This is a genomic window from Plesiocystis pacifica SIR-1 (assembly GCF_000170895.1).
GTDB lineage: Bacteria > Myxococcota_A > Polyangia > Nannocystales > Nannocystaceae > Plesiocystis > Plesiocystis pacifica.
In genome coordinates this window covers 19,032-34,174 of the sequence record NZ_ABCS01000059.1, presented here as the reverse complement: position 1 = coordinate 34,174, position 15,143 = coordinate 19,032, and the positions used below count along the sequence as shown (strand labels likewise).

10 protein-coding genes and 1 tRNA gene are annotated in these 15,143 nt (G+C 68.3%); 8 read left to right on the top strand and 3 right to left on the bottom strand.

Annotated elements, in window-relative coordinates; all coding sequences use genetic code 11:
- Positions 1-45 precede the first annotated feature (45 nt).
- The gene (locus PPSIR1_RS25745; protein WP_006974117.1) at positions 46-1,515 is read left to right on the top strand and encodes a hypothetical protein; all 1,470 of its coding nucleotides are present in this window, start codon (positions 46-48) and stop codon (positions 1,513-1,515) included.
- Positions 1,516-1,576: 61 nt separating this feature from the next.
- On the opposite strand, the gene PPSIR1_RS25740 is transcribed toward PPSIR1_RS25745, so the two are convergent.
- The 3 genes from PPSIR1_RS25740 to PPSIR1_RS43815 form a co-directional block, all read right to left on the bottom strand.
- Positions 1,577-3,106, bottom strand: a complete 1,530-nt coding sequence (locus PPSIR1_RS25740) for a M16 family metallopeptidase (protein ID WP_157595985.1) — start codon at positions 3,104-3,106, stop codon at positions 1,577-1,579.
- Between the two features lie 32 nt (positions 3,107-3,138).
- Positions 3,139-4,536, bottom strand: coding sequence for a M16 family metallopeptidase (locus tag PPSIR1_RS25735; RefSeq protein WP_086001694.1), 1,398 nt, complete (start codon positions 4,534-4,536; stop codon positions 3,139-3,141).
- Between the two features lie 282 nt (positions 4,537-4,818).
- Positions 4,819-8,067, bottom strand: a complete 3,249-nt coding sequence (locus tag PPSIR1_RS43815; RefSeq protein WP_006974114.1) for a protein kinase domain-containing protein — start codon at positions 8,065-8,067, stop codon at positions 4,819-4,821.
- Between the two features lie 461 nt (positions 8,068-8,528).
- Between PPSIR1_RS43815 and PPSIR1_RS25725 the strand changes: the two genes are divergently transcribed.
- The 7 genes from PPSIR1_RS25725 (at position 8,529) to PPSIR1_RS25695 (ending at position 15,091) form a co-directional block, all read left to right on the top strand.
- A tRNA-Gln gene (locus PPSIR1_RS25725) sits at positions 8,529-8,601 on the top strand.
- 38 nt (positions 8,602-8,639) lie between these two features.
- Positions 8,640-9,587 (top strand): ribose-phosphate diphosphokinase, encoded by a 948-nt coding sequence (locus PPSIR1_RS25720; RefSeq protein ID WP_045116750.1) that lies wholly within the window; start codon positions 8,640-8,642, stop codon positions 9,585-9,587.
- Positions 9,588-9,986: 399 nt separating this feature from the next.
- On the top strand, positions 9,987-10,592 hold the full coding sequence (locus PPSIR1_RS25715) for a 50S ribosomal protein L25 (RefSeq protein ID WP_006974112.1): 606 nt from the start codon (positions 9,987-9,989) through the stop codon (positions 10,590-10,592).
- A gap of 75 nt (positions 10,593-10,667) precedes the next feature.
- Entirely contained in the window at positions 10,668-11,291 is a 624-nt protein-coding gene (pth, locus tag PPSIR1_RS25710; RefSeq protein WP_006974111.1) for an aminoacyl-tRNA hydrolase, read from the top strand.
- Positions 11,292-11,319: 28 nt separating this feature from the next.
- Positions 11,320-13,641: a sodium-translocating pyrophosphatase gene (locus tag PPSIR1_RS25705; RefSeq protein ID WP_006974110.1), complete on the top strand. Its 2,322-nt coding sequence runs from the start codon at positions 11,320-11,322 to the stop codon at positions 13,639-13,641.
- A gap of 197 nt (positions 13,642-13,838) precedes the next feature.
- Positions 13,839-14,531: a TetR/AcrR family transcriptional regulator gene (locus tag PPSIR1_RS25700; protein ID WP_086001693.1), complete on the top strand. Its 693-nt coding sequence runs from the start codon at positions 13,839-13,841 to the stop codon at positions 14,529-14,531.
- Positions 14,532-14,914: 383 nt separating this feature from the next.
- The gene (locus PPSIR1_RS25695; protein WP_157595984.1) at positions 14,915-15,091 is read left to right on the top strand and encodes a hypothetical protein; all 177 of its coding nucleotides are present in this window, start codon (positions 14,915-14,917) and stop codon (positions 15,089-15,091) included.
- The last annotated feature ends 52 nt before the right edge of the window (positions 15,092-15,143 follow it).

Below are 15,143 nucleotides of genomic sequence, written 5' to 3'. Positions count from 1 at the left end.
GCTTCGCCCTCGCTCGACGCCCCGTTCCCGTGGCAACTTCCCTGCATGCGTCGCTTTGGGCCCTGGCTGGGCGTCGTCACGCTCACGTTCGCGTGCGTCCCTGCCGAAGAGGAGGTGATCCCCGATCCTGGCGGGGGCACCAACGCCGCCCCCGTCGACGAGCAGCCCCCGCCCTGCGCCTTCTTCGAGCGCGTGCGTCTGGGTGAACCCACGCCCACGCCCAGCTGCCCCGACGGAGCCTGCGCCCTCGTCCGCGACCTGCGGATCACCTGCCCCGACGACCCCTACTTCGGCGACCAGACCCTGCGCGTAGCCGGCGGTGAGGCGGGCGTGCACCTGAGCACGGCGAGCTTCAACGGCAATTACCTGTTCCGCGCCGACGGCCAGGGCAGCGGCAGCGTCGCCGAGCAGGTCCCCGTGCCCCAGCTGCCCCTGGTCGATCCCCACCTCGTCCCCGACGGCCTCGGCCGCGTCCTGCTCGCGGGCGTGGACGTCGGCGGGACCCTCGACGACCGCCAGCTGCTGTGGCTGCTGCGCCCGAGCGTGGGCGGCGTGTACTTTGGCGAGCCGCTCACGAGTCAGCAAGCCTGGCTCGACCTGCTCGGCCTCGAGGTCGACGCCGAGGGCCGGGTCCACGCGTGGTTCACCGAGGCCGGCTCCCGCTACCACCTGCTCGAAGCGCCCAGCGACGACCTCGAGGCCGAGGCCGCCTGGATCGAGACCCTGCGCCAGAGTCCGAGCCAAAACCAGAGCCACGGCCCGCACAGCCTCACCCGCGACGACCTCGAGCTCGACCTGCGCGTTTTGGGCGAGAGCCTGCGCGCCCACCTCGGCGTCGACGACAGCGAAGGCGTGGTCTTGCTCGACGGGCTGAGCCAGGCGCCCACGAGCTGGGCCCTCGCGCGCAAGGCAGGGCCCGCCTATCAAGCCGGCGGCCAGGACGACAGCCTCGAGCCCGTCGCGCTCGTTGGCCTGGACGAGGGCTTTTCCCTCGTGGGGCCGGGGGTGTCCGTGGCGATCCCCGACACCCCCGCGCTGCCGCCGATCTGCTTCACGCCCGAGTACGACGCCGAGGCGGACAGCTGCGGGGATCCCTGCGTCGACGATCGCGTCGGGGTCGAGACGGACGCGGCGGCCGTGGCTCGGGATCGCCAGGGGCGGCTGTGGGTCGCGTGGATTCGGCAGCAGCGGCTGCGGACGACGAGCTGGGTGAAGCACTGCGCCACCGACCCGAAGGATCCGGACCCGCCGCCGGAGCCGCCTTGCTTTTGCATCGTCGAGGACATCGAAGACGCCGGCGCAGCGACGGTGCACCTCGGGCGGGTGGAGCTCGGGGCAGCGTCCTTTGGGGAGCTGGTCGAGGTGCTGAGCTTCGACTGGGCTCCGGCGCCCTTCAACGTCGCGGATCCGGAGGCCTTGAGTCCCCGGGCGGTCGACGTGCAGGTCTACGGCGAGCGGTTGAGCTTGGGGGTGATCGCCAGCGGGGAAGCCCGGCTGATCGAGCTCGAGATTTAGACTCCGCAACCAACGAAAATCGCCCCCGAGTGGGGGCGACTTTCTCGAGCATGAAGACTGCTCAAATCGGTTGGAGCTCGGTGTTGTACTTGATGATCTTCGCGCCCTCGAGCGCCTTCACGTCCTTGAGCTGCTTCTCGACCTTCATCGCCTTGCCGACGATCACGATCACCGGGATGGGGTGGATGTGCTTGGCCGCGGTCGCCTGGATGTCGGCCATGGTGATGGCGCGGACGTCGTCGATGTAGGTGTTGTAGTAGTCGTCCGGCAGGCCGTAGGTCTGCATGGTGCGGACCTTGCCGGCGATCTGACCGGCGGTCTCGATCTGCAGCGGGAAGCTCAGCGCCATGTTGTTCACGGTGGCGTTGAACTCGGTCTCGCTGGGGTCGCTGGTGCGCAGGCGCTCGACGTGGTCGAAGAGCAGGCCGAGCATCTCACCGGCCTCCTTCGTCTGGGTCACGATCGCGAAGGCGCCGACGGCCTTTTGCGAGGACTGGAAGGAGTTGATGTTGTAGGTGAGCTTCTTGTCCTCGCGGATGTCGCGGAACAGACGCGAGCTCATGCCGCCGCCGAACAGCTTGGTGACCGCGGCCATCTTGTGCCACTCGGGGCTGTTGCGGGCGACCGAGTTGATGTTGGCGATGATGATGTCCGAGCTGATCTGGTTGCGGTCCACGATGTGGACGGTCAGCTCGGTGGGCACGGCGCCCTGGTAGTCCTCGGGCTTGAAGGTCTCGAGGGGGTGGCTCGGGAAGGACTCGGCCGGCTTCCACTTGCCGAGGGTCTTCTCGACGAGCTTCTCGACGTCGGCCTTGGTCACGTCACCCGAGAGGATCAGGTAGGCGTTGTTGGGCCGGTACCAGGTCTTGTGGAACTCGCGCAGGCTCTCGGCCGTGACGCCGTCGATGTCGGCGTCGCTCGACCACGGCTGGGCGTAGGGGTGACCCTTGGGGTAGAGCACCTGCGAGACCAGGCGCTGGGCCAGGGCGCCGCCGTCGGACTTCTCGCCCTTGACCGCGGTCTTTTGCTGCTCCTTGAGCTTGCCGAGGGCCTCGTCGTCGAACTTGGGGTTCTGGACGACGTCGTTGACCAGGTCGAGGGCGAGCTTGAGGTCGGGGGTCATCACGCGGGTGGTGATGAACGCGTTCTCCTCGCCGGCGCCGGCGCTGAGGCTCGAACCGACCTGCTCGATGGACTCGTCGATCTTGGCCTTGGTGCGCTTTTTGGTGCCCTCGGTGAGCATCGAGGCGGTCATCCCGGCGACGAGCTCGCCGTGGATGGTGCCGGCCTTGACGACGAGCTGCACGTCGACGAGGGGGACCTCGTGGTTCTCGACGATGATCACCGACAGGCGGTTGGGCAGCTCGTACTTTTGAACCTCGGGGAAGTTGACCGGGCGCTGCTCGGTGGGCGCGGGCGGCTCGGGGTAGACGCGCGCGGGCTCGGGGTCGGCCTCGGGCTCGGTCTGGGCGGTCCCGTCGTCCTGGGGCGGCTCGAGGTCGGGCTGGTTCTTGTCGCAGCCGGCGGCGAGGGAGCCGAGCAGGGCGAGGCTGGCGAGGGAGCTGGTGAGCGAAAGCTTGGTGCGGGTCATGGGTTTGTCCTTGGTCGCGGCCAGTCGGCAGGTCACTTGCTCGCCTTGTTCGCGGGCACCATCTCGTAAAAGACCCAGTTGTCGTTGAAGTAGGTCTGGGCGACGCGCTTGATGTCCTTGGTGGTCACCTCGGAGTAGCGGTCCATGTCGGTCAGCACGCGCTTGGGGTCGTCGTAGAACAGCGCCCCGTTGGCCACGGCCATCGCCCGGCCGGCGTTGGTCTGCAAGGTCGAGATGGTCTGCATCAGCTGGGCGTTGACGGCCTTCTCGAGCTCCTTGGAGCTGACGCCCTTCTTGGCGACCTTGTCGAGCTCACCGGCGAGCGCCGTCTTGACCTCGTCGAGGTGCTTCTCGCCCTCGGTCGTGGGCACGCCGAAGAACAGCATCGCGCCCGCGTCGCGGAAGGCGAACAGGTGGCCGCCGCCAGCGAAGGCGGTCCACTTCTTGTCGTCGGTCATCAGCTTGGGCACGCGCGAGGACTGGCCGCCGAACAGGATGTTGCCGAGGAGCTCGATGGCGGCGCGGTCGGGGTGATCGTCGCCGACGGTCGGCCAGGCCCAGATCCACTGGGTCTGCTGGGCCTTGTCGTCGCTGACCTGCCTTTCGATCTTGCGACCCCGCTTGACCTCGAACTCGACCACCGGGGGCTTGGGGTCGCCCTTGGGGATCTCGCCGAAGTAGTGGGTGACCCGCTCCTTGACCTTCTCGAACTCGACGTCGCCGACGATGACCATCACGGCGTTGCTGGGCTTGTAGTAGGTCTTGAAGAAGGCCTCGGCGTCCTCGCGCTTGGCGTTGTCGAGGTCCTCGAGGTAGCCGATCGGCATGTGCGAGTAGGGCGTGCCCTCGAACAGCTCGCCGATCATCTGCTCGATGCCCTTGGCGAAGGGCTGGTTGTCGCCGCGGTCCTTCTCGGACTTGACGGCGGCGCGCTGGGCCTCGAAGGCCTCCTTGGTGATCTCGAGGTTGGCCAGGCGGTCGGCCTCGCCCCACAGCACCATGTCGAGGTACTGGCTCGGGATGTTGTGGTAGTAGAAGGTCTGGTCGAAGGAGGTCGCGGCGTTGATGTTGCCGCCGGCCCGCTCGGTGTACTCACCGATGGCGTTGTCGGGCAGGTTCTGGCTGCCCTGGAACATCATGTGCTCGAAGAAGTGGGCGAAGCCCGTGTGCCCGACCTCTTCGTCGCGGGAGCCCACGTCGTAGGTGATGTTGATGTTGAACGCCGGCGTCGAGTCGTCCTCGATGACGTAGACCTCCATCCCGTTGTCCAGGGTGAAGTCCTTGATGTCGAGGCTGATCTTCAGCGAGTCCTGCTTGGACTTCTTCTTGGCGTGGACGGCCGGGGCCACGATCAACGCGCCAGCGAGGGGCGTGACGAGGGCGCAGCCGAGGGCGAGGCGCAACAGGGGGGAACGACGTCGAGCTGGCATGTTGATTCTCTGCGGGCGTTTGGGACCCTAGCCGCGGGACCCTAGCACAAACTCGCGGACGGCTCGGCCGGCGGGGATGCCTCGCCAAACGGCCGTAGACGGGCTCGTGACCCACATTGGGCTGTTTTCCAGCGTCGCAATTCAGGCTCAGCTCGAGGCCCGAAGACGGCGTCGACGCCGTGCCTTGACTCAATTGTTCGCCTGAAACTCCGTGCCCACTGCGTCGCGAAGAAGGCCAGAGCGCGCCCCTATTGCGCGAATCGCAAGCGGGTTGCACGTGGGCTATTTGCCGTCGAGCTCGGCCCGGGCGCGATCGGCCATGTCCATGCCCCGCGCCCACTCGAGCAGCTCGGCCAGGCGCCAGGCCTCGTCGAGGAAGCGCCGCGCGTCGTCGATGCGCCCGGAGCTGGCACGCAGGTGCGCGCGCAGGAGCAGCAGCTGCGCGCTGGTCCGGCGGTCGCCCAGCTTGCGCGCGACCTCGAGGCCGCGGCCGACGTGCTGCTCGGCGAGCATGTGCTGGCCCAGGGCGCGGAGCAGCCGGCTGATCGTCTCGTGCGCGCGCATGCGGCCGAGGTCCTCGTTGCGCCGCTCGGCCTGGAACAGCCCGTGCTCCGCCCAGACCCGCGCCTGCTTGAGCTGACCGCCGCGCTCGTAGAGCTCGGCGAAGGTCAGCAGGTAGCGCCACATCGACACGTCGAGGTTGGCCCGCGGGCCGTCGCCCAAGGTGCACATGTCCAGGCCCTCGCGCAGCTCGGCGAGGGCTTTGTCGTGCTGGCCGAAGGCGTCCCGAGCTCGGGCGAGGTCGGCGTAGAGCTGCAAGAGCACGCGCTGGCGCCCCTGGGCGATGAGCGGGCCGAGGGCGCGCTGGTAGGCCTCGATGGCCCCGGCCCAGTCCTTCTTGCGGACCAGGCAGCGGCCCAGGGCGCGCTGCAGCTCGGGCTCGCTCTCGGGCACCGTGCCGCTGCGGATCAACTTGCGCAGGGTGCTGACCGCCTCGTCGACGCGGTCCGTGTAGCAGAAGGGATCGACCAGCTCGGCGATGAGGTTGGCCTCGTGGTGCAGGCGCTCTTCGTCGGGCAGGCGCCGGCAAGCCTTGAGCGCGGTCCTCAGCAGGCGCACGGCCTTGGGATCGTCGAAGGAGGCGACGGCGCTGACGGCCGCCTCGCGCAGGGCCTCGATGAGCTCGACGGTGTTGAGCCGGCCGCGGTCGTCGCTGACCCGCCCGGGCTGGGCGCGGAGCAGGTAGAGGGCGCGGACCGTGGGCGTGAGCTGAGCTCTCTCGGAGCGCATCGCGGCCTCGCGGTGGAGGTGCTTGCTGCGGCGGCGCTCGATCGTCGACAGGACCAGCTCGCGGATCCGCCGGCTGCGGAAGGCCCACGAGCCCTCGCCCACGGGGACCATCAGCCCGGCCTGCTGCAGCGCCATGAGGTGCCGGGCGACGTCGCCCTCTTGGCCGGTGGGGTCGGCCGAGCGCAGGGCGTCGAGGTCGTCGTACTCGGCCCGCTCGCCGAGGATCGCGGCGAGCTCGAGGACCTGGCGCTCGGGTCCGGACAGGCGCTGCAGCCACCCGCGGATCGCATCCTCGAAGTTGACGCGCTCGCCCTCGGGGGGCAGGCAGCGCAGGGCCAGCTCGAGCTCGAAGGGGCTCAGGGGCGCGTGCGAGGTCAGCCGCGCGATCATCCCCGAGTCGTCCTGGCTCAGGCCCGTCGCCCACTGGGCCATGGCCGCGGCGTCGAGGGCCTCGAGCTCGACGACGGGGCTGCGCAGCCAGGTCCGGTCGGCCTCGGCCGTGCCGATGAGCACGAGGATCGGCACGCTGACGTGGGCGCCGATGAGCTGCTGGAGGATCCGCCGCGAGGGCGCGTCCCAGCGATCGACGTCGTCGAACACGAGCAGCAGCGGCCGCCCGCCGGCGCTCTCGGTCAGCGCCTGGACCGCGGAGGTGAAGCACTCGCGGCGGCGCACGGCGTACTCGATGGAGCCCAGGCCGACGCCGACGCCGAACAGCTCGTTGAGCCCGGGCAGGGACTCGTAGGACAGGCCGATCAAGCTGGCCGCGCGGGCGATGTCGCCGGGCGAGGCGGTGCGCGGATCGACGTCGAGGAGCTGACCCACGGCGGCGCGGATCGGCCACAGCGCCGTCATCGCGCTGGTCGGCTCGCAGCCCGCGGCGACCACCTGCCAGCCGGCGCTCTCGGCCCGCTCGGCGAACTCGTCGAGCAGCCGCGTCTTGCCCATGCCCGCGCCGCCCGCGATGACCTGCGCGAACAGGCCGCGGCGGGGCGCGTCGAGGTTTTGCTGTCCGGCCTCGAGCAGGGCGTTCGCGGCCTCGCCGGCGAGGCGCTGGGGCATGGCCCGGAGCAGCACCTCGGCGGTGGCCTCACCGGTGGCTTGGCGCAGCGCACGGGTCGAGCGCCGGGTGACCTTGCGCTGGCCCGAGGCCGGATGCCGGAAGGTGCTGATGCCGTCGGGGGCCGCGGCGCCACAGGACGCGCAGAAGCGGTCCGAGGCCTTCATCACCGCGCCACAGCTCGCGCAGTGGATCTGCGTCGAGGTGCCCATGCGGGTCGCGCCGAGCACGGCCTCGCGGAACGCGGCGGCGTCGTCGAAGCGGGCCTCGCGGTCCTTGGCCAGGGCGCGCAGGCACACCGACTCGAGCGGATCGGGCTCGGTGCCCATGAGCTCGCTGGGCCGGATCGGCTCCTCGTTGATGTGCCGGTGGAGGATCTCCACGGCGATCTCCGACTCGAAGGGCGGCCGCCCCGTGATCATCTGATAGAGGATGACGCCGACGGCGTAGAGGTCCGAGCGCTGGTCGAGCTTGAGGCCGCAGGCCTGCTCCGGCGACATGTACTCGGGCGTCCCGCAGACCACGCCCTGGCTCGTCAGCCCCGGCCGCGCCTGGGCGTTGGGCGACTCGTCCATGAGCTTGGCGATGCCGAAGTCGAGCACCTTGAGCAGCTCGCCGCGGGTGCGCAGGCTCTGGACCAGGATGTTCTCGGGCTTGAGGTCGCGGTGGAGGATCCCGAGGCCGTGGGCTTCGGTCAGCGCGGCCAGGATCTGCAGGGTCAGGTCGGCGACGCGCTCGCGCGGGAGCGGGTGCTCGTCATAGATGATCTGCTCGAGGGAGCGGCCCTCGATGTACTCCATCACCAGGAAGGTGACGCCGTCGTTGGTCCGGCCGTAGTCCACGACCGAGACCACGTTGGGGTGGTTCAAGCTCGCGGCGTTGTGCGCCTCGTTTGCGAAGCGCGCCTGCGAGTCCGGGTCGTTGGTCAGCTGCGGGCTCAAGATTTTGACAGCGAATGCCTTCTTGAGCGCGGTCTGCTCCGCCTTGTAGACGCGGCCCATCGCGCCGACGCCGATCAGCGACTCCAGGCGATATCGCCCGTGAATCTCGCGACCGACGTAAGGATCACCGTCGGTGCTCTCGACCTCGGACAGATCGGTCCCGCAGGCCGGACAAAATCGATGCCCGTCCTGAACCCGCGCGTCGCAGTTTGGACAGATCTTGTGTGCTAGCTCGTGCACAGAGCCCCTACACGTCGCAGAGGACGGTACCCTCGACCGTCGTGGGAAGCAAAAGTCGCACGGACGCGAGGCCGCTGTACGGTCGTTTTGAAGCGAGCAGGTCGGTCACGTGATTTTCTTCGAAGAGCAGGCGCCCATCACGCCGTCCGGGCGGTTTCGCCCCAGGCCCACATGCCCCGTGTAGCCCGGGCGAGCCAGCTCATGCTCGCCCCATCGGGGGATGGGTCGCCGGTGACGGTAGTGCTGGTTTGGCCCGGATCCACTCCGTATTTCGGGGGCTCCCGCCCCTGAAGAAGCTCACACCGCGCTCGCTTCCCCAGCGGGCCCCACCGAGGGCCCAAAGCGCTGCGCATCAGCCACAAAAGCGTAGCGAATCTCGGGACTTAGCGGAGTTCACGCAGGATTGACAGGCCTGCGTGGTGCCCCTATAACCGCGCGCGATTGGCGGGCAAAGCCGCCATTGGGGCGTCGGCAAGTGGTAAAGCCATCGGTTTTTGGTACCGACATGCGTAGGTTCGAATCCTACCGCCCCAGTCTTTTTGCACCCGCCCGTGACGTCTGAGGAGCTCGACTTGAACCGGCTGATCTCGATCTTCGGTGGCAACGCCAACCCTGCCCTGACCACCGAAATCTGCAAGTACGTCGGCGTCAACGTCGGCAACTCGAAGGTGTCGCGCTTCTCGGACGGCGAGATCTTCGTCGAGATCGGCGAGAACGTCCGCGGGGTCAACTGCTTCATCGTGCAGTCGACCTGCTCGCCGCCGAACGACAACTTGATGGAGATGTTGATCATGATCGACGCCCTCAAGCGCGCGAGCGCCGGGGCGATCGTCGCGATCGTGCCCTACTTCGGCTACGCCCGGCAGGATCGCAAGGTCAAGCCGCGCACGCCGATCACCGCCAAGCTCGTCGCCGACCTGCTGTCGGCCGCGGGTGCCACGCGCGTGCTCTCCGTCGACCTGCACGCCGGGCAGATCCAGGGCTTCTTCGACATCCCCTTCGACCACCTCTACGCCACGCCGATCCTCCGGGACGCCTTCGAGCGCGAGGGCCTCGGGGGCGACAACACCGTGGTCGTGTCTCCCGACGCGGGCGGCACGGAGCGGGCCCGGGCTTACTCCAAGTACCTCAACTGCTCGCTGGCGATCATCGACAAGCGCCGCGACTCGCCCAACGAGTCCAAGGTTCACCACCTCATCGGCGACGTCGAGGGCAAGCGCGCGATCCTGATCGACGACATGATCGATACGGCGGGGACGCTGTGCAACGCCGCCAAGGCCGTCATGGACCACGGCGCGGCCGAGGTCTTCGCCGGCGCGACCCACGGGGTCTTGTCGGGTCCGGCCATCGAGCGGCTCAACGCCTCCGTGCTCTCGAAGGTGTGGGTGACCAACACCATCCCCCAAGAGGAGAAGATGGCCGCCTGCCCCAAGCTCGAGGTGCTGAGCATCGCCAACCTCGTGGGTGAGGCCATCAAGCGCATTCACCACGGTGACTCGATTTCGTCGCTCTTCGACTGAGTCGTGGACGTGGGGCAGGGAGGGCGTGGCGTCGTCCACGACGGCTAAAATGGACAGGGACTGTGAAACTTCACAGTCCCTGAGTCGCGGACCCGAGATCACCGCTCGATCACCTGCTCGGAGATCCAGGGCCGCCCGTGCATTCGGGCGGCCTTTTGCGTGGTTGAAGCGCGGCTGAACTGCGCTCGCTTTGAGGTGTGAGCACTTTCACGGGGCCAGGCCCGCCCAGTCCTTGGCCCTGGCCCCGTGCACGAGTAGTTACCGGCCGACTGATCAGGGTCGTTGTTCGGCGGCGAGCCGGTCCACTGCTTGGGCCACGAGGCACCTATCCGACGGCACCCATCAACCGCGCCGGCTCAGCTCGGCGCGTTCACTGGAAAAAAGAAAGCGAACACAATCATGACCGAAACCGAATTCGGCAAGCTCAACGCCTCCGTGCGCTCCAACACTGGCAAGGGTGTCTCCCGCAAGCTCCGCGCCCAGGGCCTCATCCCCGCCGTCATGTACGGCAAGGGCGAGGGCAACGTCATGCTCACCGTCAGCCCCCGGGAGCTGCGGCGGGCCATGGACCCCCAGCGCAAGCTCAACACCTTCTTCACCCTGACCATCCAGGATGAGGGCGGCGCGAGCAGCCAAGAGCAGTGCGTGGTCACGGACTACCAGGCCGACCCGATCCGCGACGAGTTCCTGCACATCGACTTCCTGCGCGTCGATCCCAACAGCGAGATCGTCACCAAGATCCCCGTCGAGTACATCGGCCGCGCCGTGGGCGTGGTCGCGGGCGGCAAGCTCCGCACCTACCAGCGGACGACCCGCGTGGCGGCCAAGCCCGCCGAGGTCCCGGTCAAGCTGACCGTCGACGTCAGCCCCCTCGACGCTGGCTCGACCCTGCGCATGAAGGACCTGAACCTCGAGAACGCGCGGCTCCTCGATCACCCCGACGTCGTCGTCGCCCACGTGGATCCCCCGCGCAAGGCGAAGGAAGACGACAAGAAGAAGAAGTGATCCCCGGCCTGGGCCGGCCCGACCCGGCGCGGGCCCTTCGCTGATTCGCCGCCTCCTTGCTCTCGCAGCCTCACCATGCCCAGCTCCTCGCCATGGCTGATCGTCGGCCTCGGAAACCCCGGGCCGAAGTACGCCAAGAACCGACACAACGTCGGCTTCATGGTCGTCGAGCGCTTCGCCGATCGTCACGCGACGCCCGGCACCGGCGGGCCGAGCTGGCGCGAGCAGTTCAAGGGCAAGGCGACCACGGTCCACGCTGGCGGCTCCATCGGCCGCTGCGTGATGCTCGAGCCCCAGACCTTCATGAACCTCTCGGGCGAGAGCGTCCGGGCGGCGGCGGACTACCACGACGTGCCCCTCGAGCGGACCGTCGTGGTCCACGACGAGATCGACTTCGCCTTCGGGCGGGTCGCGCTCAAGCGCGGCGGTGGCCACGGCGGCCACAACGGGCTGCGCAACATCATCAAGCACCTGGGCAAGCCCAGCTTCCTGCGCGTGCGGGTCGGCGTCGACCGGCCGCGCCACGGCGAGGTCGCCAACTGGGTCCTGTCCGACTTCTCTGGCGAGGACGCGTCCTTCGTGGACGAGCTCGTCGATCGGGCCGAGCGAGCCCTGACCTGCCTGCTGGCCGAGGGGCTGTCCTCGGCCATGAACAAGTTCAACCAGACCCCTGCGAAGACGGACGCCGCGGCGTCCTGACCCGCATCTACCGTTCAAGGAAACCATCGTGAACCCCCAACAGCTGCTCCTCGCCATCCCGGCGGCCGGCGTGCTCGCGTTGATCTACGCGGCCGTGACCTCGTTTTGGATCAAGGGCCGTGACCCCGGCAACGAGCGCATGAAGTCCATCGGCGCGCAGATCCAGCGCGGCGCCATGGCCTTCCTGCGCGCCGAGTACACCGTGCTCGCCATCTTCGTCGCCGTCGTCGCCGTCGGTCTCTTCCTGCTCAACCGCAACGAGGCGACCTCGGACCCGATGGTCGCCCTGTCCTTCGTGCTCGGCGCGGTCGCGTCGGCGACCGCCGGCTTCTTCGGCATGCGCGTGGCCACCCTCGCCAACGTGCGCACCGCAGCCGCCGCCCGCACCGGCCTGCCCCCGGCCCTGCAGATCGCCTTCCGCGGCGGCGCCGTCATGGGCATGAGCGTCGTCGGCCTGGCCCTGCTCGGCATGGGCTCGCTGTTCTTCCTCTACGTCAACAAGTTTGGCGTCGACCTGAACGCCCTCGACACGGCCGCCGAGAGCTTCAAGTTCGGCAAGGTCATCAACGTGCTCGCGGGCTTCAGCATGGGCGCCTCGTCCATCGCCCTGTTCGCGCGCGTCGGCGGCGGCATCTACACCAAGGCCGCTGACGTCGGCGCCGACCTCGTCGGCAAGGTCGAGGCGGGCATCCCCGAGGACCACTTCCTCAACCCCGCGACCATCGCCGACAACGTCGGCGACAACGTCGGCGACGTCGCCGGCATGGGCGCGGACCTGTTCGAGTCCTACGTCGGCTCGATCATCGGCGCGATGATCCTCGGCGCGATCGCCACGCAAGGCGCCTTCGAGGCCGCCTTCTTGCCCCTCATCCTCGCGGCGGTGGGCATCGTGGTCTCGATCCTCGGCACCTTCGTGGTCCGCACCAAGGAAGGCGGCAACCCGCAGCTCGCCCTCGACGCCGGCGCCTTCGGTGCCGCGGGCGTCATGCTGGTGCTCAGCTACTTCATCATCGACATGTTCGTGGAGTCGGCTGGCGGCGCGATCAAGTTCTCCGAGTTCGCCGACGGGCTGACCACCCTGCACCTGTTCTACCCGATGGTCGTCGGCCTCGTCGCCGGCGTGCTCATCGGCCTGGTCACGGGCTACTACTGCTCGAAGGGCAAAAAGCCCGTCAACAGCATCGTCGAGCAGTCCAAGACCGGCCCGGCGACCAACCTGATCGCCGGCATCGGCGTGGGCTTCGAGTCCACGGCCATCCCGATCGTGCTGATCGTCGCGGCGATCTACATCGCCAACCTCTACGCGGGCATCTACGGCGTCGCGCTGGCGGCCCTGGGCATGCTCTCGACCACCGGCATCCAGCTGGCCGTCGACGCCTACGGCCCGATCTCCGACAACGCCGGCGGCATCGCCGAGATGAGCGGCCTGCCCAGCGAGGTCCGCGAGCGCACCGACAACCTCGACGCGGTCGGCAACACCACCGCGGCCATCGGCAAGGGCTTCGCCATCGCCTCGGCCGCGCTCGCCGCCCTGTCGCTGTTCGCGGCCTACCGCAAGCTCGCCCTGGGCAACACCGACATCGTGCTCACCGACCCCGAGGTCCTCATCGGCCTGCTCGTCGGCGGCATGCTGCCCTTCCTGTTCTCGGCCATGGCCATGAAGGCCGTGGGCGACGCAGCGATGGACATGATCGAAGAGGTCCGTCGTCAGTTCAAGGACATCCCCGTCCTCCGTGAGGCCCTCACCCTCGTCGCCAAGGCCGAGGAAGAGGACCGCGACCTGACCCCCGAGGAGGACGCCAAGGTCCAGGCCGCCGGCAAGAAGACCGAGGTCGAGAAGTGCGTGGCCATCTCCACCCAGGCCTCGATCCGGCGCATGGTCCTCCCGGGCCTGCTCGCCATCGTCGCCCCGCTCGTGGTCGGCTTCTGGTCGGCCCACGCCCTCGGCGGCCTGCTGGCCGGCACCCTCGCCTCGGGCGTGATGCTGGCGATCTTCATGTCCAACGCCGGCGGCGCTTGGGACAACGCCAAGAAGCAGGTCGAGGATCAGAAGAAGGACATGGAGGCGAACACGGGCAAGGGCTCGGAGCGCCACAAGGCCGCCGTCATCGGCGACACCGTCGGCGATCCCTTCAAGGACACCGCCGGCCCCAGCCTCAACATCCTCATCAAGTTGATGACGATCGTCGCGGTGGTCATCGCCCCGCACATCAACCCCAACAAGATCGAGGCGCCCCCGGCCGCCGACGCCGTCGAGCAAAAAGCCGACGACGGCGAGAAGGCCGATGGAAACAAAACGGATGGCAAAAAGGACGAGGCCAAGGCGGACACCGCCAAGAAGGCCGGCTAGTCCAACTGCGCCAATCCGGCCAGACTGGTCAGTCTCGACCAGTGAGAGGGCTCACCGCTTTGCGGTGGGCCCTTTTTCTTGGAATGGGCGTGCGTTCAAATGCCGTCGTCTCTGTACGCTCTACAGCCAAATCAAATTTAATTGCGTCTGGGTGAACCATGACCACGAGCGTCGGCAACTAGCCCGGTGGAGCCGACATGCCTGACATGACCCACCCCTCGAACATCACCCCGCAGCCCTCCTCCAACGTGGAGACGCCCGCGAGCCCCAAGCTCTCGATGGTCGCCCTTCGTGAGCGCAAGAAGGACCAGACCCGCGAGGCCCTCGCCCGCGCCGCCTTCGCCTTGTTCCAGGACAAGGGCTACGAGGCGACCACCGTGGCTGAGATCGCCCGCGCCGCCAACGTCTCGCGTCGCACCTTCTTCCGCTACTACTCCACCAAGGACGCGCTGCTGTTCGTCGACAACCGCGAGCGCCTCGTCCGCTTCAAGGAGCTGCTGGCCCTGCGTCAGCCCGGCGAGCACGCCTTCGGCCCGGTCCGCCGCGCCTGCATCGCGATCTCCGAGGAGATGATGCGTGACCGCGAGTCCATGCTCTCCCGCGCGCAGATCATCGACGCCTCCCCCGTGCTCGGCAAGCAAGAGCGCCAGCAGGACCTGCTGTGGGAGGATGCGATCTCCGCCGCCCTCATCGCGGGCCTGCGCGACGCCACCCCGGCCGCCAAGCAGCGCGCCCGCCTCGTCGCTGGCGCCGTCTGGGGCGCGCTCCGGGCCATCATGGCCGACTGGACCCGCAGCAACGGCCAGGACGACCTGGCTCAGCTCACCCGCGAGGGCCTGCAGCTGTTCGAGTCGGCGATGTCGATCGACTTCGAGCGCCAGCCCAACTGAGCTCGAGCTTCCCTGGCGCCCCGATACGGCGACACCACCACGCCCGGGCCTGTCTGAGAGTCTAGTCAGCCGGCCCCCCAACCGTTCCCAGACTGACCCGGTCGTTCCGATAACCCAAGCCCGCCCGATACTCCTCGGGCGGGCTTTTGCGTGGACCCGCCCCCCTCGCTCGAGTTTTGGGCTGACCCGTGGGTGGGGTTCGATCGAAGGATCAGGATCGATCGATCAGGGGCGAGTTTGAACGACCCCTCGAGTCACAAAACTCTTATCCCAGTTGCGACTTTTCTGCGCCCAACTTTCCTGGCGCAGACTCGGCCATCTGTCATCATCAAACGGTGACCGACGAGACGCCTGCTGGACTGGTCAGTGGCTGGGTGCTGCCGATGCTTCGCTCCCTTCCGCACCGGGTCAGCGCGCGACTGCGCGAGAACGATCGAGCGAGCCGCAAGGCGGCCCGCGCCCGCGAGCGCCGACGCGATCGGCCCGAGCTCCTCGCGCGCAAGTCCATGGGCTTCAACTCGCTCACGGACATGAGCAAGGAAGAGCTCGAGGGCACCTAGCACGCTCCTCGTACGGACCGCGCGGTACTCGGCTCGCGGCGCCAAGGGCCGA